The sequence below is a fragment of the Bacillus sp. FSL K6-6540 genome (assembly GCF_038007545.1).
In genome coordinates this window covers 5,272,774-5,293,180 of sequence record NZ_JBBOXH010000001.1, presented here as the reverse complement: position 1 = coordinate 5,293,180, position 20,407 = coordinate 5,272,774, and the positions used below count along the sequence as shown (strand labels likewise).

The 20,407-nt window shown below is 52.6% G+C and carries 17 protein-coding genes; 13 read left to right on the top strand and 4 right to left on the bottom strand.

Annotated elements, in window-relative coordinates; all coding sequences use genetic code 11:
* The first annotated feature begins 134 nt into the window (after nucleotides 1-134).
* From MHH82_RS23570 to MHH82_RS23540, 7 genes are all read left to right on the top strand, one after another.
* Nucleotides 135-1,763 (top strand): ABC transporter substrate-binding protein, encoded by a 1,629-nt coding sequence (locus tag MHH82_RS23570; protein WP_340968011.1) that lies wholly within the window; start codon nucleotides 135-137, stop codon nucleotides 1,761-1,763.
* Nucleotides 1,764-1,782: 19 nt separating this feature from the next.
* Nucleotides 1,783-3,210 carry an alpha-L-fucosidase gene (locus tag MHH82_RS23565; protein WP_036660155.1) on the top strand — a complete coding sequence of 476 codons (1,428 nt, stop codon included), beginning with the start codon at nucleotides 1,783-1,785 and terminating at the stop codon, nucleotides 3,208-3,210.
* 174 nt (nucleotides 3,211-3,384) lie between these two features.
* Nucleotides 3,385-5,049, top strand: a complete 1,665-nt coding sequence (locus MHH82_RS23560; protein WP_015736741.1) for a DUF4091 domain-containing protein — start codon at nucleotides 3,385-3,387, stop codon at nucleotides 5,047-5,049.
* Nucleotides 5,050-5,204: 155 nt separating this feature from the next.
* Complete coding sequence (locus tag MHH82_RS23555; protein WP_155989828.1) at nucleotides 5,205-5,369, top strand: hypothetical protein; 165 nt, start codon at nucleotides 5,205-5,207, stop codon at nucleotides 5,367-5,369.
* 48 nt (nucleotides 5,370-5,417) lie between these two features.
* Entirely contained in the window at nucleotides 5,418-6,872 is a 1,455-nt protein-coding gene (locus MHH82_RS23550) for an aminotransferase-like domain-containing protein (RefSeq protein WP_015736740.1), read from the top strand.
* Between the two features lie 440 nt (nucleotides 6,873-7,312).
* The gene (locus tag MHH82_RS23545; protein ID WP_340968007.1) at nucleotides 7,313-8,230 is read left to right on the top strand and encodes a D-alanine--D-alanine ligase; all 918 of its coding nucleotides are present in this window, start codon (nucleotides 7,313-7,315) and stop codon (nucleotides 8,228-8,230) included.
* A gap of 6 nt (nucleotides 8,231-8,236) precedes the next feature.
* The gene (locus MHH82_RS23540) at nucleotides 8,237-9,439 is read left to right on the top strand and encodes an aminotransferase class I/II-fold pyridoxal phosphate-dependent enzyme (RefSeq protein WP_340968005.1); all 1,203 of its coding nucleotides are present in this window, start codon (nucleotides 8,237-8,239) and stop codon (nucleotides 9,437-9,439) included.
* Here the strand turns inward: MHH82_RS23540 and MHH82_RS23535 are convergent.
* Nucleotides 9,425-10,330, bottom strand: coding sequence for a helix-turn-helix transcriptional regulator (locus MHH82_RS23535; RefSeq protein ID WP_015736737.1), 906 nt, complete (start codon nucleotides 10,328-10,330; stop codon nucleotides 9,425-9,427). The genes MHH82_RS23540 and MHH82_RS23535 overlap by 15 nt on opposite strands.
* Before the next feature lie 213 nt (nucleotides 10,331-10,543).
* On the opposite strand from MHH82_RS23535, the gene MHH82_RS23530 reads away from it, so the two are divergent.
* Together MHH82_RS23530 and MHH82_RS23525 are read left to right on the top strand one after the other, a co-directional pair.
* A complete protein-coding gene (locus tag MHH82_RS23530) occupies nucleotides 10,544-11,431 on the top strand; it encodes a sugar phosphate isomerase/epimerase family protein (RefSeq protein WP_015736736.1) in 888 nt (295 codons plus the stop codon).
* A 26-nt stretch (nucleotides 11,432-11,457) separates the two neighbouring features.
* Complete coding sequence (locus MHH82_RS23525) at nucleotides 11,458-12,489, top strand: Gfo/Idh/MocA family protein (RefSeq protein WP_015736735.1); 1,032 nt, start codon at nucleotides 11,458-11,460, stop codon at nucleotides 12,487-12,489.
* Between the two features lie 152 nt (nucleotides 12,490-12,641).
* On the opposite strand, the gene MHH82_RS23520 is transcribed toward MHH82_RS23525, so the two are convergent.
* From MHH82_RS23520 to MHH82_RS23510, 3 genes are read right to left on the bottom strand one after another with little or no spacing between them, the layout of a single operon-like run.
* The gene (locus tag MHH82_RS23520; RefSeq protein WP_015736734.1) at nucleotides 12,642-13,538 is read right to left on the bottom strand and encodes a sugar phosphate isomerase/epimerase family protein; all 897 of its coding nucleotides are present in this window, start codon (nucleotides 13,536-13,538) and stop codon (nucleotides 12,642-12,644) included.
* A 49-nt stretch (nucleotides 13,539-13,587) separates the two neighbouring features.
* A complete protein-coding gene (locus MHH82_RS23515) occupies nucleotides 13,588-14,445 on the bottom strand; it encodes a sugar phosphate isomerase/epimerase family protein (protein ID WP_015736733.1) in 858 nt (285 codons plus the stop codon).
* A complete protein-coding gene (locus tag MHH82_RS23510; RefSeq protein WP_015736732.1) occupies nucleotides 14,442-15,500 on the bottom strand; it encodes a Gfo/Idh/MocA family protein in 1,059 nt (352 codons plus the stop codon). The genes MHH82_RS23515 and MHH82_RS23510 overlap by 4 nt, the downstream gene beginning before the upstream one ends.
* Nucleotides 15,501-15,626: 126 nt before the next feature.
* On the opposite strand from MHH82_RS23510, the gene MHH82_RS23505 reads away from it, so the two are divergent.
* The 4 genes from MHH82_RS23505 to MHH82_RS23490 all read left to right on the top strand — a co-directional run bounded on the left by MHH82_RS23505 (nucleotide 15,627) and on the right by MHH82_RS23490 (nucleotide 20,370).
* A complete protein-coding gene (locus MHH82_RS23505) occupies nucleotides 15,627-16,484 on the top strand; it encodes an AraC family transcriptional regulator (RefSeq protein ID WP_340968000.1) in 858 nt (285 codons plus the stop codon).
* Between the two features lie 311 nt (nucleotides 16,485-16,795).
* Nucleotides 16,796-18,559, top strand: a complete 1,764-nt coding sequence (locus MHH82_RS23500) for a glycerol-3-phosphate dehydrogenase/oxidase (protein WP_340967998.1) — start codon at nucleotides 16,796-16,798, stop codon at nucleotides 18,557-18,559.
* 325 nt (nucleotides 18,560-18,884) lie between these two features.
* Nucleotides 18,885-19,694, top strand: coding sequence for an HAD-IIA family hydrolase (locus MHH82_RS23495; RefSeq protein ID WP_015736729.1), 810 nt, complete (start codon nucleotides 18,885-18,887; stop codon nucleotides 19,692-19,694).
* A 70-nt stretch (nucleotides 19,695-19,764) separates the two neighbouring features.
* Nucleotides 19,765-20,370 (top strand): glycerol-3-phosphate responsive antiterminator, encoded by a 606-nt coding sequence (locus MHH82_RS23490; RefSeq protein WP_015736728.1) that lies wholly within the window; start codon nucleotides 19,765-19,767, stop codon nucleotides 20,368-20,370.
* Nucleotides 20,371-20,407 lie beyond the last annotated feature (37 nt).

The following is a 20,407-nucleotide window of genomic DNA, read 5'->3' as shown; positions in this document are numbered from 1 at the left end:
TGCTTATTGTGAAGGAGGTGAGGCCGGCAGTATAGAATGGGTAATTCCGATGATCGGACACATAGGGGGTATATGCAAAATTAGGTTTCGTTTATGAAGTAAGGGCAGACATTCCATATTAGGGAGGAATTGATTTGAAAAGGTTCACTGGATTAGGTTTAAGTCTGATTCTCGCGGCAGTGCTGGTTTTATCCGCTTGCGGCAAATCGAGCGAAACAGGAACTGGAAATCCGGCAAGCCCTCCGGAGTCGGGGGCACCCGTTGAACTATCGGTATTCGCTCCTCAGTCCGCCGGCATCGAGAGCCTCGATGTCAATCCATTCTCCAAGCATATCGAAGAGAAGCTGGGGATTACGTTCAAATGGAATACGACGCCCGACGCGGTATTCAACGACAAGAAACTGCTGATGCTGGCCAGCGGGGATTATCCGGCGCTTATTATGAATGCCGGCATATCCAAGGCGGATCAGATCAAGTACGGAATGCAGGGGGCCTTTATCCCTTTGAATGATTTAATCGACCAGCATGCGCCGAACATCAAGAAGGCATTGGAGGAAGTTTCCTATTTTAAATCCGCCATGACGGCCCCGGACGGCAATATATACGCGCTTCCAAAGGTGAACGAGTGCCTGCACTGCACGTATGGCCAGCGGATGTGGATCAATACGACCTGGCTCGAGAAGTTAGGGCTTGAAATGCCAACGACCACCGACGAGTTCTATGAAGTGCTGAAAGCCTTTAAGGAGCAGGACCCGAACGGCAACGGAAAGGCTGACGAAATTCCGATGACCACTTCGCTCGATGTATGGGGAGGAGGAGTTGACGCCTTTTTGATGAATGCTTTTATATACAACAATGGCACGACTTATCTAAGCGTGAAGAATGGCAAGGTGATTTTGTCGGCGGCTGAGCCCGAATGGAGGGAAGGGCTGAAATATCTACGTAAGCTTTATAGCGAAGGACTGATCGATAAAGGAGCTTTTACGCAGAACGGCGATGCCGTCAAGCAGCTTGGCAACAAAGCGGAGAATGTGGTCGGCACCGTCGGTTATGCGCTGATCAGCAGCGTGCTGGAGCCGACCGACGCCAAGCCCCGCCATAAGGAATACGATGTCGTTCCCCCGCTGAAAGGACCGAATGGCGTACAGCTAGCAGGTTATAGCGTCGGAGCAGGTGACGGATCGTTTGTCATTACGAACAAAGCGACGGAGGAGCAGCGGATCGCAGCGATCAAGCTGGCGGATTACTTGTTCTCTGAAGAAGGCACCGTCATGACTTCCTGGGGGTTCGAGGGAGACGGATGGCGAAAGGCGGAGTCCGGTGCGCTTGATTACAACGGCGAGCCGGCCGCATACGAAGCGTTGAAGCGAGATGTGCCCGAGGGATCCCTTGACGTAACCTGGTGGCAGCTCGGCACGATGCTGATGGTGAATTCCCTCCGCGAATCCTTTGTTGCTCCTGAAGATCCGCTCGGCAACGGAGCCTACGAGTATCGTTTATGGCTGGCTGCCAAGAAATATGAGCCTTTTGCCAAACCGGAGTTAGTGTACCCGACCGATGTGTTCATCGATCCGAAAGACGCAACCTTTATCGCGCAGATTCAGAAGACGATTCAGGATTACGTGAAATCGAACCTGGCGCAGTTCGTAACCGGCAGCAAAGACATCGAGAAGGATTGGGATGCCTATGTCAGCGGATTTAAGGGGCTTCAGCTGGATAAGTATCTGGAGATTCATCAGAAAGCATTAGACAATCAAGGATGAGGTATGGGAGGTTTATCGCTTGCACAATTTCATTGAATACGCCGCCAACATCGAGCCCTCGGAACGTCAATTAGCCGTACAGGAGATGGAGTTCTACGCCTTCTTTCATTTTACCATCAATACGTTCACGGATATGGAATGGGGCACGGGAAAGGAAGACCCGGCGCTGTTCAATCCGGCGCAGCTGGATGCGGATCAATGGGTCAGCGCTTGTGTCAGCGCCGGGATGCGCGGCCTGATCCTGACCTGCAAGCATCATGACGGCTTCTGTTTATGGCCGAGTCAGTATACGGAGCATTCCGTGAAGAGCAGCCCTTGGCGAAACGGCCATGGGGATGTGGTGAAGGAGGTTGCCGATGCCTGCAGGAGAGGGGGGATCAAATTCGGCATCTACTTGTCCCCCTGGGACCGGCATGAACCGTCGTATGGGGATTCGCCGCGGTACAATCTATTTTTCCTGAATCAGCTAAGAGAGCTCCTGACCGGCTACGGCGAGATATTCAGCGTCTGGTTTGACGGGGCCTGCGGCGAAGGGCCGAACGGCAAGCGCCAGGAATACGATTGGGATGCGTATTACGCCCTGATTCGGGAACTGCAGCCGAATGCCGCCATCTCGGTATGCGGGCCGGATATTCGCTGGTGCGGGAATGAAGCGGGACATTGCAGGGAGTCGGAGTGGAGCGTCGTTCCGGCGTCGCTGCGCCAAAATGAAGCGATCCAGGAAAAGTCGCAGCAAACGGATGACCGTGAGTTCGCGCGCCGCTATGAATCCAGCGAAGAGGATCTCGGCAGCCGGAGCGTCATTCAAGGCGAGAAGGAGCTGGTATGGTATCCGGCTGAAGTGAATACCTCGATCCGTCCCGGCTGGTTCTACCATGCGTCCGAAGACGATAAGGTTCGATCGCTGGAAGAATTGCTGCATATTTATTACGGCTCGGTTGGCGGCAATGCCACCTTTCTGCTCAATATTCCGCCGGATACCCGCGGACTCGTACATGAGAACGATCTGCGGCGTCTGCAGGAACTCGGGGACGCCATCCGAACAACGTTTGATACCGATTTGGCAGCCGGCGCGGATATTACGGCTTCCGAAACGAAAGCCGGATCGGATGCTCGAAATATGGTCGACGGTAACAAGGATACGTATTGGAGCCCCGAGGAGGGTACGGAATACGCCGTGATTGAGCTGGACCTGGGGCGGGCGATCGATTTCGATCATATCGTATTGGCCGAATACCGGTACGGGCAGCGGATCGAGCGCTTCGAGCTTGAATATATGGAAAACGGGAAATGGCACACGATCCAATCCGGGACGGTAATCGGGCGCAAACGCATCTGCCGCTTTCCCGCCGTACGCGCTCAATATATCCGCCTTACCATTTTGGAATCGAGATGGTGTCCGCGCCTGTCCGGCATGGAAGTTTACCGGAGCTCGAGGGATTGTTGAGAGGACTGCAGATTTGCAGCCTCCCCTAAAGGATTGGCAGTAATAAGGCGGCCATCGCAAAAGAGCGGTGGCTCCTTTTTTTCGAAAACGCAAAATTTACCTTCCGTTCCATCCAGATTAGTGTAAGATGTACGTGAAAGTACCTCATTCCATTGTAGAGAGGATGCAATCTGCATGAGTCATTCCATAACGTTTGAAACCCGGCTGTTAAGCTCTCTGTCCAAAGTGTTCGCCGATGAAGAACTGTCCCCAGCCTCGTACGACGCAGGGGCAGCGTTTAGCAATGAGACATTCTCGTTTCAAGTGGCCTACCGTACCAATCGCTTGTTGAAAAACATCCGGGTTATTCTGCAATCCGAGTTAAGCGAACGGGTTACCGTCCGCTCCGTAGGCCTGGTTCCGTCGGAGCTGCCTACGTATCATGACCATGACGAGTTTATCTTAAGAGCTACGCCCGGGCTATATCCGGACCCGCTGCTGCCCCTGGCATCAGATCCTGTTATAACCGGATGCCCGGGCCAGTGGAGAAGCCTCTGGATCACGGTACAGCCTGAGGAAGAGATCCAGGGAGGTACATATGAAATCCGGATCCGTTTTGAAGCGGAATCGGGAGATACGCTTGGAGAAGAGGTATTTACGCTGGAAGTGATTCCGGCAGCCTTACCTGCGCAGAAGCTCATTCATACGGAATGGTTCCATGCCGATTGCCTGGCAAACTACTATGAGGTGGGGATTTTTAGCGAACGGCACTGGATGTTGATCGAACAATTTATGCAGACCGCGGCACAGCATGGGATCAATATGATCCTGACTCCGGTGTTTACGCCTCCGCTGGATACGGAAGTGGGCGGAGAGCGGCCGACGGTACAGCTGGTCGATGTCGATGTGAGCGAAGATGGAAAATATGCGTTTGGGTTTGACAAACTCGACCGCTGGGCTGACCTGTGTGATTCCAATGGCATTCAGTATCTGGAATTCTCGCACCTCTTCACGCAGTGGGGAGCCCGGCATGCGCCGAAGATTATGGCTAACGTGAACGGACAGCCGGAGAAGCTGTTCGGTTGGGAGACGGATGCGACTGGAGAAGCGTATCATTCCTTCATCAGACAATTCATTCATGCTTTGACCGGTTGGATCGAAAGCCGGGGACTTGAGCAGCGCTGTTATTTCCATGTATCCGATGAGCCGTCCGAGTCCCATCTGGAGGCTTACGGGCATGCAAGCCGGTTGATGAACGAGCTGCTGCCGGATTACCCGATCATTGACGCGCTCTCCGATATTTCGTTCTATGAGCAGGGGCTGGTGAAGCGTCCGATTCCGGGCAGCAACCACATCGAGCCTTTCCTGGATCAGCAGGTAACCCCGTTGTGGACCTATTATTGCTGTTCCCAGTACAAGGAAGTGTCCAACCGATTCTTCAATCTGCCTTCGGCGAGAAACCGGATCATCGGGATTCAGCTGTATAAGTTTAACATTGAGGGATTTCTCCATTGGGGATATAACTTTTGGAATTCGCAATACTCGAAACGCGCCATTGATCCGTTCAAGGTGACGGATGCGGATTGCGGTTTTCCTTCCGGAGATGCTTTTGTGGTATATCCCGGTGAAGAAGGGCCGATCGAATCCATTCGGCTGAAGGTATTCCAGGAAGCGCTTCAGGATTTGAGAGCGCTTCAACTGCTGGAAACCCAGATCGGCAGGGAGGCAGTTCTGCAGGCGCTGGAAGAAGGGCTTGAAGAGCCGATCACCTTCAAGACGTACCCGAGGGATCCGGAATGGCTGCTGTCGAAGCGGCAGTGGATCAATGATAAGATCAGGGAAAGCTTGGCTGTGAAGTAAGCGGGCCGGGCGTACGGCTTATTTAGACGAATCCGGGCCATTTTAGGCCGAACGAATCCTGCGTAAAACTGCCCCACCTTCCCTTGAGAAGGTGGGGCAGTTTTTGATTTTCCGATCTGTTTTTTCGCCTGATGGGTACCAAGCATGTTTCATTCTTGCTTGTGCATGATCCCGTATGGTTCCATGATAAAGAGAACGTGCATGTCATCAAGGTATACCGGCGCAAAGGGCAGTCCAATCCTAGGGATGAGATGGCCGGGATTCTGCCAACGATATCGGCAAACCACGCCCGAGGCGAAAGAGGCCTGCTGTGGTTCTAGTGGTGCCGCCGAAATTATGCCATCATAAGAGCAAGGGGGAAATGAACGATGTATTTGGATTTCAAGCTGGCGAATGACCGCCCGGCGTATATTCAAGTCAAGGATTACATGAAGCGCTTGATGACAACCGGGGCGCTGCAAGCCGATCAGAAGCTTCCCTCCACGCGTGAGCTAAGCGCGCTGTTTCGAGTGGGCCGCAATACGGTGCTGAGCGCATACTCCGATTTGGAGGATGAAGGCTATATCTACGCGGTTAAAGGGCAAGGACACTTTGTTTCCCCTTCGATCAGCGGGGCATCCGCACAGCCGGAAGGCAAACGGCTGGACTGGGGTCCTCGCCTGAACGAGTATGCCAGGCTTGCGGAAGCGAACGATCTGATGAAGCACGGGATCCGTGCTGAGAAGGGTTCCATATCGTTTACAAGCATCGCTCCCGACGAGAAGCTGTTCGACCTGCCCAATGTCAAGCGTGCATTCCTGGACCGGATGTCGCTTGAAGGCGATATCCTACTAAATTACGGTTACGCCAAAGGCTATAAACCGCTTATTGATTACCTTCTCCGTTACATGGAGAACAAAGGGGTGAATATTCAGGGCAAAGATATGCTGATCACCAGCGGTTTTACGGAAGGCTTAAGTCTGGTGCTATCCGCCTTGAACCAAGGGCATGGCCGCATTCTATGCGAGAATCCCACCCATCATACCGCCATTAAAAATTTTAAAATGCACGGGTACGCCATTACCGGCGTCGAGATGGAGCAAGACGGCATCAGCCTGACAGGGCTCGCACGCGAGCTGTCGGAGCGGTCGTACGACATGGCGTACCTTGTGCCTTCCTATCATAATCCTACCGGAATCGTAATGTCCCACCAGAAGCGGCTGGAAGCGCTGCGGCTGCTGAACGAGCATGAGATTCCCGTGATCGAAGACGGCTTCAATGAGGAGCTGCGTTATTCGGGCTCCCACATCGCGCCTCTCGTTGCATGTGCAGGGGGAGAGAACAACAGCGTGATTTACCTGGGCAGCTTCTCCAAGATTCTGTTCCCCGGCCTGCGAGTCGGATGGGTGCTGGCCGACAAGACCCTCATTCATTATCTGGAAAGCGTGAAGCGGGCCCGCAGCATTCATACGTCGACTCTGGATCAGTCCCTGCTCTTTCAATATCTGTACAATGGCAACTTCGAGAAGTATTTAAAGAGAGCGAAAGCCGAGTACAAGCGAAAATATGAGCTTGCGATCCGCTGCTGCGAGGAGTGGATTCCGATGGAGCGGCTGTCCGGTGACGGCGGGCTTCACCTGTTCGTTGAATTCGGTCCGGACTTCCGGACACGGGAGCTCCTGGAGGCTTGTTCCGCCCAGGGCGTGGTGTTTACGCCGGGCGATATTTTCTATACCGATGGCGGCGGCCAGCACACCATGCGTCTTGGATTCTCACGCGTCTCCGACGAGAACATCGAGAAGGGGATTCGGATCATCGGCCAGGCGGCAAGGAAGCTGGTGTGATCGGGGTGCAACAGTGATCGGAGGAATAATCCGCATGCGGAGTGATGATTAACATACAAAGAATACTTCTCCGAGAAATCATGGGCTGCAACGGAGAAGGCGGAATTAATGTGGAGAAGCGGAGCGTTCTCCTTTGCCGTCGGATTTCAACAACGAAAATTCAAATCGGTAGAAACCTGAGGGCAACAGAGATCGGAGGAATAATCCGCATGCGGAGTGATGATTAACATACAAAGAATACTTCTCCGAGAAATCATGGGCTGCAACGGAGAAGGCGGAATTATTGTGGAGAAGCGAAGCGTTCTCCTTTGCCGTCGGATTTCAACAACGAAAATTCAGATCAGTGGAAATCTGAGGGCAACAGAGATCGGAGGAATAATCCGCATGCGGAGTGTTGCACTGGCAATCAGCTTGAAGAATTTATTTAGGAGGTCTACATCATGAAGGTTGGCGTCATCATGGGAGGCGTATCATCCGAGAGGGAAGTTTCACTCATGACCGGCAAAGAGATGATCGCTCATTTGGATAAAAGCCGCTACGAGGTTTATCCGATCGAGATTCACGATAAACGCGAGCTGATCAGCAAAACCGAAGGCATCGATATTGCGCTGCTCGCCCTGCACGGCACGTTCGGAGAAGACGGAACGGTCCAGGGCACCCTTGATACGTTGGGGATTCCGTATACCGGCAGCGGCGTTCTGGCCAGCAGTCTCTGCATGGATAAAGATTTGAGCAAGAAGCTGCTGCGTTACGAAGGATTGCATACGGCTGACTGGATCATGGTCGGCTGCATGGAAGAGCTGGCGGCCGCCGACGTGGAGGGGCTCGGTTTTCCCGTTGTGGTGAAGCCGAATGCGGGCGGGTCTAGCATCGGTACCCGGATCGTGCGCGACTCGGCTGACCTTGCATCCGCCGTCGAAGAGGCGCTGCGGTGGGACCGCTTCGTCATGATCGAGCAATGGATCGAGGGAGAAGAAATCACCTGCCCGGTCCTGAACGGCGATATGCTTCCGATTGTGTCGATCAAGCCGAACTCGGAGTTTTTCGATTATGCATCCAAATACGAAGAAGGCCAAGCGGATGAGCAGGTGATCGAGCTTCCCGCAGAACTTCAGGAGCAGGTGCGCACAGCCGCGCTTCAATGCTATAAGGCGATGAAGTGCAGTGTATATGCCCGGATCGATATCATCCTGAAGGGAAAGATTCCTTATATTTTGGAGGTCAACACGCTTCCGGGTTTAACGAAGACCAGTCTGCTGCCAAGAAGCGCGGAAGCGGCGGGATATTCGTTCAGCGGACTTTTGGATGCCTTGATTGAAACCTCATTATCGGAACGAAAAAGCGAAGGCAAGGAGTAGAAGGATATGAAGACAACGAGCAGCTTTCTAACATCGACGGTGCAAGTCATGCCGCCATCCGGCATCCGGCAATTTTTTAATGCTGCGGAAGCGGATGACGAGGTCATTTCGCTCGGCGTGGGCGAACCGGATTTCGTGACGCCCCAGTGTGCGATCGATGCATGCAAACAGGCGCTGGAGCATGGGCGCACGATGTACACGCCGAATGAAGGGCTGATGGAGCTGAGGGAAGGAATTGCAGACTATCTGCATTCCGGCTTCCAGCTGCAATACGAGCCGTCGAGGGAGGTCCTGGTTACGGTCGGCGGCAGCGAAGCGATTGATCTTGCGCTGCGGGCGCTCATCTCCCCGGGCGATGAAATTATCATTCCCGTACCGGGATATGTCGCCTATGCTCCTCTTGTGCAATTGAACGGCGGCACCGTCGTCGAGCTGGAGCTATCCGCCGAGCATGGCTTCAAGTTGACGGCAGATGCACTGCAGCAGGCGATCACGCCCCGGACGAAAGCGATCGTTGTTAACTTTCCGAGCAATCCGACAGGAGCCGTCATGACCCGTGAGGATTGGCTTCCGATCGCGCGCCTTGCGGTCGAGCACAATTTGGTGGTGATTTCAGACGAGATGTATGCCGAGCTTACTTATAGCGGCACGCATACGAGCGTCGCTTCCCTGCCGGGGATGCGGGAGCATACCGTCATCATCGGCGGATTCTCCAAAGCCTTCGCCATGACGGGCTGGCGGGTCGGCTACCTCTGCGGCGATGCCGGGCTGGTGAGCGCAATGGTCAAGATCCATCAGTATACCGCGCTCTGCGCGCCCATCATGGGACAGATTGCGGCCATCGAATGTTTAAGGAACGGGCTCGGGGATCGGGACGAGATGAGGCAGGCTTACGATGAGCGCCGACAAATGTTTGTGCAGGGACTGAGCGATATCGGCCTGAGCTGCCGCGATCCTCAGGGAGCCTTCTATGCATTCCCCAGCATAACCGGAACCGGCCTCGGCTCGCAGCAGTTCGCGGAGCGATTGCTTCGGGAGGCCAAAGTAGCCGTTGTGCCGGGCCATGTGTTCGGTACCGGGGGCGAAGGCTTCATTCGCTGCTCGTATGCCGCTTCGTCCGCTCGACTCTGCGAAGCGCTCGAACGAATGGAACGCTGGCTTCAAACGCATGTACGTGCCGAAGGTCTTCATGCCTTACAGAATTCTTGACAGCTTCCGGTAATCGGTAGCGGTAATCCCCTCCAGCCTCCGGAAGATGCGGCTGAAATAATGAATGTCCGGGTATCCGACGCCTTCGCCAACCATCTCGATCGAGATGTCGGATTCCCTGAGCAGCCGGCGCGCTTCCCGGTGACGAACGGATTGCACGAATTCGCTCGGCGGCATCCCGGCAAGGCGCTTAAACAATTTGGCGGTATGATCCGCGCTTAACATCAAATGCTCCGCGATGACTTTGTTGCTCCAGTCTTTGGCTGGAGCTTTTTCGATTTGAGCCATCAGCTCGATCAGTTTGGCCTCGTGCGGCGACGTTTCCGTCAATGCCCGGGAGGGGTGCGTCCGAAACAGTTGAACCAGCACATCCAGCATCAGTCCCTTGCAGGCAAGCTCGTAGCCGGCGGGACGCAGGGTGAATTCCTCTACGATGCGTTCCATCATCTGTACGCATGGCAGGGGAGGCGTGTAGATAATCCGGGAAGAAAGGGGAGGGAAAGCGGATGATACGGCTTCATGCGCGAACTTATCCGTATCCACCACGGCTTCGTTCACGATCATATCGGCTTCCGTCTGGATGTCCAACTCATCGAAAAAATCAAAATGGATACCCAGAAAACGCGCGTCGGGATGGGAAACCACCTCATTTTGGTGGTAAACGCCGGACGGCAGAAAGATCAGCTGGCCTGCTTCGACGACATGCCGGTTCCCGTACATCGTGGTAACGGCTTCCCCATGGCATACATAGAGCAGCTCGAAATCATATAACCTGCGCTGCGGGAGAGCTCCCGTCGCCATGCGTTGAAACTGTGCATAATGAATGCTGGGCGACCATTCGCGGAAAGGCGCTTCGCGTTTTACCGGATAATCGGGGTCCATATCGGCCATCGTAGATTCACTCCCAAATGTTATTAAGAGAATAGAACGGAATTGTCCAAATAATCGCTTTTCTTTCTAAATCATTTCTTGGAATGTTTATTTATTATATAAGTATTATTACATCCAATTGGTTTATTTACAACTTGACGGAAAAAGTCAAATGATGCGTTTCAGAAAACATTTGTAACATCATCAACCTATGAATTTTAGGAGGGGTTTGCGATGAAAAAAGGGATTAATATCTGGTCGTTCCCGGGAGAGGCTTCCATCTCCGACTGTATCCGATTGGCAAAAGAAGCGGGCTTTGACGGAATCGAATTGTCGCTGAACCAAACGGGGGAGCTCGGGCTCCAGGCAGGCGATAAGGAAGTGCAGAGCATAACGGCACAGCTGAAGGACGCAGACCTCGATATTGCAGGATTGGCGACAGGCTTGTATTGGGACTATCCGATGACGAGCGACGACCCGGCCATCCGTGAAAAGGCCATGGACGTTTGCAAAAAGCAGCTGGAGCTCGCGGCTGCATTCGGTGTGGATGCCATTCTTGTGATACCAGGGGCGGTCGGCGTCGATTTTGTTCCCGGTTCCGCAGTCATCGACTACGAATATGCTTACGAGCGGGCTCAAGAATCCATTCGCAAGCTGGTTCCGTACGCGGAAAGCGCCGGCGTTTCGATCGCGCTCGAGAATGTATGGAACAAATTCCTGTTGTCCCCGCTGGAATTGCGGACCTTCATTGACGAGATCGGTTCCGACTATGTAGGCTCTTATTTCGATGTAGGCAACGTCGTGCACAACGGTTATCCGGAGCATTGGATTCGGATTTTGGGCGAGCGGATCAAGAAAGTTCATTTCAAGGATTACCGCAGGCAGGCAGGCGGATTGCACGGCTTTGTCGACCTGCTGGCAGGAGACGTCAATTATCCCGCAGTGGTGGAAGCTCTGCGCCTGATCGGCTACGACAACTATGTCACGGCAGAGATGATCCCGGCCTACACCCATTATTCGGAGCAGATCATATTTAACACGTCCAATGCGATGGATGCGATTCTCGGACGGACGCCGTCTTTGCGCAAGCCGGACGCGCGGCAGCATCAAGGACAATCATAATCATAAGGGATACGGAGGGAATGAGAATGCTTAAGATCGGAATATTGGGTTTTGGTTTCATGGGCCGCATGCATTTCGACAATTATCTTCGTTTGGCTCAAGAAGGCGCAGACATCGAGCTGGTGGCGATTTGCGATCTCCTCATCGATGAGCTTAAAGACAGCAAAGCCAACGGGAATATGGCGACCGAGCGGGATGTCTACGACCTGGAGCCCTATCGTCTTTACGATCATGTGGACAAAATGCTCGAGCATGAAGAGCTGGATATCGTGGATGTGTGCCTGCCAACGTATTTGCATGCGGATATGTCCTGCATGCTGCTGGAGCGCGGCATTCACGTCCTGTGCGAGAAACCTGTTGCGGGCAGCTCGGAAGAAGCCTGGCGCATGGTGAAAACAGCGGAACGCACGGGCAAAACGCTGATGATCGGACAATGCCTGCGTTTCTGGCCGGCTTATGAATATTTGAAAGAATGCGTGGAGGACGTCCGCTACGGCAGCATCGTTGCAGGCGAATTCTTCCGGGGATCGGAGCCTCCTAAGGGCTGGTTCCTGGAAGGGGAGAAAAGCGGAGGCTGCATCACGGACATGCATGTGCATGACGCGGACATGATCCACTGGCTGATGGGCAAACCGGAGCGGGTGTCCACATTCGCCAAAACGATCATTGATGGAAGCTCGTACGATATCGTATCCACCCATTACACTTACCCTGACGGGAAAGTGATTAACGCCCATGCGGATTGGACGCTGCACGGCGAACATGGCTTCCATATGGGATACCGGGTAAATTTCGAGGAGGCTACCCTGGTGTTCGAGAATAATGAATTGAAGGTGTATCCTGAAGACGCACCGGGCTTTACAGCCGAACTGTCCGGAGATTCCGGCTACTACCGCGAGCTTCAGTATTTCATCGAGCATGTTGCGCAAGGAAAGCCGGTAACGGTATGTACGCCAGACAGCGCGGCAGGATCGCTGGAAATTATCGAAGCCGAGATCCGTTCAGCGAGAGCGAACGGGGCTTTGGAGACCGTGACGGGGAAACAAGCGGTATCTTAAGGTATACAAGTTTCAAGTTCCTACACACATTATGGTGAGACAATGAACAGGCCGATCAGGAAATTTCCTGATCGGCCTGTTGTTTGTGTTTATCAAGTCCGTTCCAAGCGAACGTTGCGGTTTGCTTGGAACGTCTCAAAGCTTGCGTCGGTTTATGCTCTGAACGTCTTCAAGAAGTCCACGGCAAGCTTGATGTCCGCTTCCGGATTGGTCTTCACTTCGCGTTCGATTGTCAAATACCCGGTATAGCCGATATCTTTAAGGGCTTGCAGGTAAGCATTCCAGTTAACGCCGCCTTCGCCAAGCGGAACCTCACGGAACTTCTCGCCGGATTCCGCCATATCGGCAATTTTGTCATGGTCAAGCGCGGGTGCTTCATATCCGAAATCGCCGTATACGTCACGAGGATCGATGTAGTCTGCCAGCTTGATTCCGTCCTTCGCGTGCGTATGGACGATATAATCCTTCAGGTTGTATACGCCCTGTACTGGATCGTCGCCCGTAACCATGACCATATTGGCCGGGTCAAAGTTAACGGATACGCCGTTGGAACCCAGGCCGTCCAGGAATGATTTCAAGTGAGCCGAAGGTTCCGGCCCCGTCTCGATGGCAAAAAACGCGTTCATCGAGTTCGCGAAGGTGCTGAGCTCTACGCAGGCCTTATGCATCGTTTCGTATACGCGGCCGGTGTGATCCTGCGGCACGATACCGATATGGGTCGTAATGATATTGGTTCCAAGCTCCAAACCGAGCTCCATGATCCGCTTGGATTTTTCGATTTTGGCCGCATTTTCGGCAGGATCCTGAAAGCCGTGTCCGCCAAGGTCACCGACGAGGGCGGAAATTTCAAGTCCCAGGGAATCGATATAATCCTTCAATTCTTTTCGAGCGGAAGCGGAGAGGTTGGCTGGATCCATTTCGCCGTGAACGGCATAAATCTGTACGCCGTCCGCCCCGACCTCCCGTGCTTTGACAAGACCTTCTCTTACGCCAACCCGAAAGCTGTCAACGATAACGCCAATTTTGTTAGGCATGATAGGCTTCGACATCCTAATATCCCCCTTATATCATCCTTGTGTGATCCATAAGCCTTCTGCCTTAAGCTTCGTTCCAGGCTTTACGGACATATTCCAAACCAAATTTAGCACCCGTGCGGCAATCTTCCATCCCTTCGAATTCGATCGAGATATAGCCGTCGTAACCGGATTCCTTCACGATGCGAACGACTTCCGGCATATCGATATCGCCTTGGCCGACAATCGCGCCGCGCAGCCAGTTGCCGCTGGAGGTGTTAAACCAGCCGGATCCGGGCGCGCGGTTAGCCGGACGATAGTAGAAGTCCTTGAAGTGAACCATGGACGCGAGGCCGATGTTGTTCGCGACAGCCACGGTGGATACCTCGTCTGCACAGAGGAAGTTTCCGATGTCCAGGGTAGTTTTGAAATTAGGGTGGTTCACGGTCTGAACCAGAGCTTTGACGCGGTCGCTATGCTGAATGAAGTAACCATGGTTCTCCACGCTGGTGGTAATGCCGCGTTCTGCCGCGTAATCGGCAATGATGCGGCATGCATTGGCCAGCCGCGGAAGTTCCTCCAGGAAATGCGTGATGGACAAGTCCTTGGAAGAGCCTACGTCATGGCGCATCAGCTTGACGCCAAGCGCAGCCGCAATGTCCACTTCGCCTTTAACTCGTTCAATCTCCGCTTCATAAGCAGCGTCATCCAATTCCGCAAAATTGGCGCCGATGGCGTAGTTGGAGATTTCAAGTCCTTTGGAGGCGGCACGGGATTTGATCGTATCGATCAGCTCCGGCGTTTCCTTGAGGTTAAAGCCGAGCGGAACGATCTCGATATGCTCTCCGCCGATCTCCGCAACGTAGTCGATGACGTCGGTAATGGTCATTTCGCCTTTGTTCATGGCCTGGTACAGGCTGTACGAGCTTATTCCGAGTTTCATAGGAGAACTTCAGCCCCTTTCTCGGCGGATTCATAGATGCCGCACAGAATCTTCATGATCTCAACGCCGTCTTCAACCGGGCTGAGCGGTGTTGTGCCGTTCTCGATACAGGAAATGAAGTGATTGACCTCGCTTTGGAAAGCAGCATCGAAGTCGAATCCCTTGTTGTCGGTTTGCGGCTGGATGTTGATGATGGTATCGTGCTTCTCGGTTACGATGGAAACCTCAGGGTCGATCTCGAATCCGCCCTTGTCTCCATACAATTTAACGGATTGCAGATTTTCCTTCGAGTGCAGCGTGAAGCTTACGTCCACCAACAAAGAGGCGCCGTTTTCAAAACGGATCATTGCATTCGCCATATCCTCGACGGTGTTCTTCTCAGCATCATAATCAGCTGCTTTATAGAAGGACAGGTTGCGCACGTTAGAGCGATTGCCCAACTTCCGGTATGTATTGGCGCTGACGGCAACCGGCTTCGGACGGCCCATCATGTACCAGCACAGATCGATGACGTGCACGCCGATATCGATGAGCGGTCCGCCGCCGGAACGTTCGATGTCGGAGAACCAGCCGCCCGGATTGCCGAGGCGGCGAATGGAGGAAGCCTTCGCGAAGTAGATCTCCCCGAATTCACCCTTGTCTGCAAACTCGCGGAGCATCTGGGCGTTAGGGTCATAACGTCTTACGAAACCGACCTGGAGCATCTTGCCTGAGGATTTCACGGCCTCCTGTACTTGAAGCGCTTCCTCAACGGTGCGGCAAAGCGGTTTCTCAACCAGAACGTGTTTGCCGGCATTCAGTGCCGCAATGCTGATTTCGGCATGAGTATTGTTCCAGGTACAGATGCTTACCGCATCGATTTCCGGATCGGCCAGAAGTTCTTTATAGTCCGTGTAGACTTTGGTAGCGCCGTATTTTTCAGCTGCGCGCTGTGCTCTTTCTTCGTTTAAATCGCACACGGCGAGCAAATTCGCGTTCGCATGTTTTTGATAGGATTGCAAATGCATAGCAGAGATTGATCCAGTGCCAATGACGCCAACATTAATAGATTTCATGAGTTCACTCCTCTGAATTTACTGCATTACACTTTCGTATTATAATGCTTTTAGAGGAAGACGCCATGATAAACCGTGCTGTTTGTTTGTACAATTGTGCTGTCTTACTGGAAGGAGATCAGAGCATTGGACAAAACACTGCGAGAACCGATGACGATGCCGGATCCTCAGTTTCCGATCAAGGTTCATCGTTGCGAGTTTGATGGCCGGGGACAGGTATTATTTAATCATCACTGGCATGAGCATCTTGAAATATTATATTTTGTTTCGGGGGAAGCGACGCTGGAATGCGGCTCGACCACCTTTACCGCCAAGGAAGGCGATATGATCGTCATTAACCGGAATGAACTGCATTATGGCCTCAGCCAGTCGGACCATTTGTTTTATTATGCGTTAATCGCGGATTTTTCGCTGCTGCAGAGCCATTCCCTGGATGCGCCCGAGATGAAATTCATCACGCCGATCACCCAGAACCGGCTGATCTTCGAGAACCGAATCAGCGGGGCTGATGCGCTGGCGCCCATGCTATCCATTATCAAGGAGCTGGAACGGCAGGAATTCGGTTATGAGCTGGCTATCAAATCGGAGCTGTACCGATTGCTTACGCTCCTGCTTCGAGGTTATGTCGCAACGGTTCTGACGCAAGATGAATACGTCGAGCGGATGAAGAACGTCGAGCGGTTTGCACCGATATTCAAGTATATCGAGGAGCATTACCGGGAGGATCTGTCGGTGGAGCAGTTATCCTGCATGGCCGGCCTCAGCCGTTTTCATTTCAGCCGGTTGTTCAAGGAAATCAGCGGCCGAACCGTAACGGAGTACGTGAATGAAACCAGGCTCAACCGGGCGGATTACCTGCTCCGCGAAAGCCCGCTTACGGTATCGGAAATCGCGGCTGCTACCGGATTCAACGATATTTATTATTTCAGCCGGACCTTCAAGAAATATAAGCGGATGGCTCCATCGGCTTTACGGAAAAAGTGATCCCGGGGTTTTGCGGTTCTATCAGGTTCCATATAGACATAAATATAAAAGCGACATATAATGAGTAATCATATTGATTGCATAAAGCGGCGGAGACGACGGAGAACCCTTTTGCTTACATGCATACCGTATTTGGTATGCATTCCGAGCAGAAGCGGTTCTTTTTTTAGATTATTGAATGTAAAAGTTTTCAGCGAAGCTGAACCCATTCGATAATCGCAAGAAAAACGTCCACTAAATGCGGTCTGTCTTCTGTGAAGGTACGTCGATAGATGTTTTTCTTATTATATGTTGAGAGAGGAGAATGTCAGGTGGACACAAGCTTATCCGCCAAGATGCGGACCCGTTATTTACAGGACATGTCGGCAAATAAGCTGGATGTGCTGGTGATTGGCGGCGGTATCACGGGGGCGGGCATTGCTTGGGACGCCAGCTGCAGAGGGATGAGCGTGGGCTTGGTGGAGATGAATGATTTTGCTTCGGGAACGAGCGGCAGATCAACGAAGCTGATCCACGGGGGACTCCGGTATTTGAAGCAAGGGGAAATCGGCCTGGTACGGAAGGTGGGCTCCGAACGGGCACTGCTTCACCGCAGCGCTCCGCACCTGGTGGAGCCGATCCCCATGCTGCTCCCTATTTATAAAAAAGGCACTTATGGTTATTTTGCCAGCTGTGTCGGATTGTATCTGTATGATTGGCTGGCGGGTGTCAAACGCAGCGAACGGCGGAAGATGTTTCGGAGGGAAAGCACCCTGGCCCTTGAACCGCTCTTTCGGAAGGAGGGATTGAAAGGTTCCGGTTATTATTACGAATACCGCACCGATGATGCGCGTTTGACGGTCGAAGTGGTAAAGTCTGCAAGGGCTAAGGGAGCGCACATCGCGAATTACGCCAAGGTGCAGGAATTTATATATCGAGGAGGAAAAGTAGCAGGAGCACAGGTGGAAGACCAATTGAGCGGGGAGACCTATGCGATATACGCCAAAAAAATTATAAACGCCGCGGGTCCATGGGTGGATCAGGTCAGGCTGAAGGATCATTCGCTCAAGGGCAAGCAGCTGCTCTTAACAAAGGGCGTTCACCTGGTGGTGGATCATGCCAAGCTCCCCGTACGACAGGCCGCTTATTTTGATGTGCCGGGGGGCCGTATGATTTTTGCCATTCCGCGGGAGGGCAAGACGTATATCGGAACGACTGATACAGTCTATAAAGGGTCGATTGAGACGCCCGGCATCACCGAGGAAGACCGGCGCTATCTCATCGATGCGGTCAATCATGCGTTTCCGGAAGCAGGGCTGAAGCCAAGCGATATCGAATCCGGATGGGCGGGACTGCGGCCGCTCGTTCGCGAGGAAGGAAAAGGTCCTTCGGAAATATCGCGAAAAGATGAGTTGTTTATATCCGATTCCGGGTTGATCACGATTGCGGGCGGAAAGCTGACCGGATTCCGGAGAATGGCCGAAAAGGTCGTCAACCTTGCTGCCAGACAGCTTCAGGACGCCGATGGCACCATCTATCCTCCCTGTACGACGGATCGGGTTCCGATAAGCGGAGGAGACCTGAACGGACTCACCTATGCGGAAGCTCAGGAGAAGCTTATTAAACAGGGCGAATCCCTCGGCATCAGGCACGATGACGTGAGGAGCCTTATGACCAGGTATGGTACCGATACCCTTGAACTGTTTAAACGGATCAAGGCTGCTTCCGACAAAACAGAAGCTGTCGGATTTAGATTGCTGCGTGCCGAAATCGAGTATTCCATCGAATGCGAAATGACGATGAGTGCCGTGGATTTTCTGTTAAGAAGAACAGGCTGGATGTTATTCGACCGGCCCAAAACCGAGCGAGTCATTGCTTCCGTCATGAGCTTGATGGGAGAATACTTAGAGTGGGATCATGAGGAAGTCGACAGGCAATGGGAACTGCTGCAGGACCAATTGCAAGCGGCATGGGGAGTGGCGGAAGGCAGCAGAATAGAGCTGGCTGCAGCTCCGACGGATCGGGAACACGTCAATGAAACGGTCTCCGAAGAAGAAGCCGGGCATCCATCGGCCGTGTCGGCGATGAACCGATAAGGTTTATCATCATGATGATCTTGTCAAATGTAAAATGTGGATGTAGTATAACCATATAAAGTTATAGAGCGGGCAGAGATGATGAGAAGCCCTTTGCATAACGAGAATCTTTCATTTGTCATGAATGAAGGTTTCTTCCATGCAAAGCGCTTCTCATTTTTTTGTATCCGCAAGGAACCGCCGGTCCAGGGACTAAAGGACATGGCGCTGTCATATGTATACCTTACGGACAGGGGCTGGAGATATAACAGAGATATTTGACCAGACCTGTCCCATGACGTTTGCAGGCGAAATTACAGATTGAACATGCAGAGGAGAACGAAGTATGGATCATTTTGCAGGGTATATTTTTGATTTGGACGGAACGATTTATCTTGGGGCCGAGGCCATCGACGGTGCCGTGGAGACCATTCATTACTTGCAGGGGCTGGATAAGAGGCTGTTGTTTTTGACCAACAAAACGATAGACTCTAGGGAGAATTATTTAAAGAAATTAGCGAAGCTTGGCATTCAGGTTGAATTGAATCATATTCTGAATCCCGCGCTTGTTACGATTCATTATCTTCAGAAGCATCATCCGGACGCAAAAGTGTACGTCATTGGCGAGGATATATTGAAGGATGAGCTCCTGGACAATGGGATACGATTCGCCTCATCCCCGGAGGAAACCGACGTCGTGGTCGTATCGTGGGATCGGGATTTTCACTACCGTCATCTGGATTTTGCATATCAGGCGATCAAGGGGGGCGCTGAGGTTATTGCTACCCACCCGGATCGAACATGTCCGATGCCTGGCGGTGATGTTCCGGATTGCGGCGGCATGATTGGTGCCATCGAAGGCACTGCCGGCATTACCATTACGACGGTCATGGGCAAACCCTCCGTCTTGACGGCATTGACGGCTCTTGATATTTTGGGAGTGAAGGCCGAAGATTGCCTGATGTCGGGGGATCGGCTGGAGACGGATATCAAGATGGGCAATCAGGCGGGAATGAGCACGGCTTTGGTGCTGACCGGGGTGTCGACCAAGGAGGATCTGATGGACAGCAGCGTGAAGCCCACCTATGTGCTGAATTCGGTTCACGATATTTATCTCAGCGGTACTGCCTTGCAGCAGGCAAACGAAGCACAATGACGAGTATCTACAAAAATATGCCGGGGCAACGGGAGAATTGGAGAGGTTGCGGCGGCAACGAGGTGAAGACATGAAAACCAGTGTTGAAGGTGCACAACGAATTTCGTATTGCTTGAAGCGTAAACCCATTATTACTTCATTAATGAATGCGGATGAACTTCCTGCCGTGTTATCGACCGAATCGAACATCGTATTTATTCTCAAGACCGATATTTTTATCATTGAATCGATCGTCGAGGAGATTCGCGAGGCAGGCAAGCTTTCGTTTGTGCATTTTGATCTGATTGAAGGGATCGGCAAAGATAAGACGGGAGTTAAGTACTTGGCTGAGAAGGTTGGCATCGACGGGATTGTCACGACAAAAAACACGGCGATTGTGGAAGCAAAGAAGCTGGGCTTGTTAACGGTTCAGCGTCTGTTCGTATTTGACTCCGTCTCCCTGGACAACGGGATCAAGATGATTAAGGCCTCCAATCCCGATGCCATTGAAGTGCTCCCGGGCATGGTGTGCCAGCGGATTATGGAACGTATTCGCGCAGAGGTGGACGTGCCTGTCATTGCAGGGGGGCTCATGATCGATTTGGAGGATTTTGATACGGCTCTAAAGAGCGGTGTAATCGGCATATCCACCTCCAGCAAAGAGTTATGGCGCTGGCAGGATGAACATATGGCATAACGAAGAGCCGCCTTACAAGATGAAGATGGGTGGAGAT

Excerpts from the sequence above, each read along its gene's own strand:
- MHH82_RS23560 (WP_015736741.1), top strand. The coding sequence starts at position 3,385 with ATGAGTCATTCCATAACGTTTGAAACCCGGCTGTTAAGCTCTCTGTCC.
- MHH82_RS23550 (WP_015736740.1), top strand. The coding sequence starts at position 5,418 with ATGTATTTGGATTTCAAGCTGGCGAATGACCGCCCGGCGTATATTCAA.
- MHH82_RS23545 (WP_340968007.1), top strand. The coding sequence starts at position 7,313 with ATGAAGGTTGGCGTCATCATGGGAGGCGTATCATCCGAGAGGGAAGTT.
- MHH82_RS23540 (WP_340968005.1), top strand. The coding sequence starts at position 8,237 with ATGAAGACAACGAGCAGCTTTCTAACATCGACGGTGCAAGTCATGCCG.
- MHH82_RS23535 (WP_015736737.1), bottom strand. The coding sequence starts at position 10,330 with ATGGCCGATATGGACCCCGATTATCCGGTAAAACGCGAAGCGCCTTTC.
- MHH82_RS23530 (WP_015736736.1), top strand. The coding sequence starts at position 10,544 with ATGAAAAAAGGGATTAATATCTGGTCGTTCCCGGGAGAGGCTTCCATC.
- MHH82_RS23525 (WP_015736735.1), top strand. The coding sequence starts at position 11,458 with ATGCTTAAGATCGGAATATTGGGTTTTGGTTTCATGGGCCGCATGCAT.
- MHH82_RS23520 (WP_015736734.1), bottom strand. The coding sequence starts at position 13,538 with ATGTCGAAGCCTATCATGCCTAACAAAATTGGCGTTATCGTTGACAGC.
- MHH82_RS23515 (WP_015736733.1), bottom strand. The coding sequence starts at position 14,445 with ATGAAACTCGGAATAAGCTCGTACAGCCTGTACCAGGCCATGAACAAA.
- MHH82_RS23510 (WP_015736732.1), bottom strand. The coding sequence starts at position 15,500 with ATGAAATCTATTAATGTTGGCGTCATTGGCACTGGATCAATCTCTGCT.
- MHH82_RS23495 (WP_015736729.1), top strand. The coding sequence starts at position 18,885 with ATGGATCATTTTGCAGGGTATATTTTTGATTTGGACGGAACGATTTAT.
- MHH82_RS23490 (WP_015736728.1), top strand. The coding sequence starts at position 19,765 with ATGAAAACCAGTGTTGAAGGTGCACAACGAATTTCGTATTGCTTGAAG.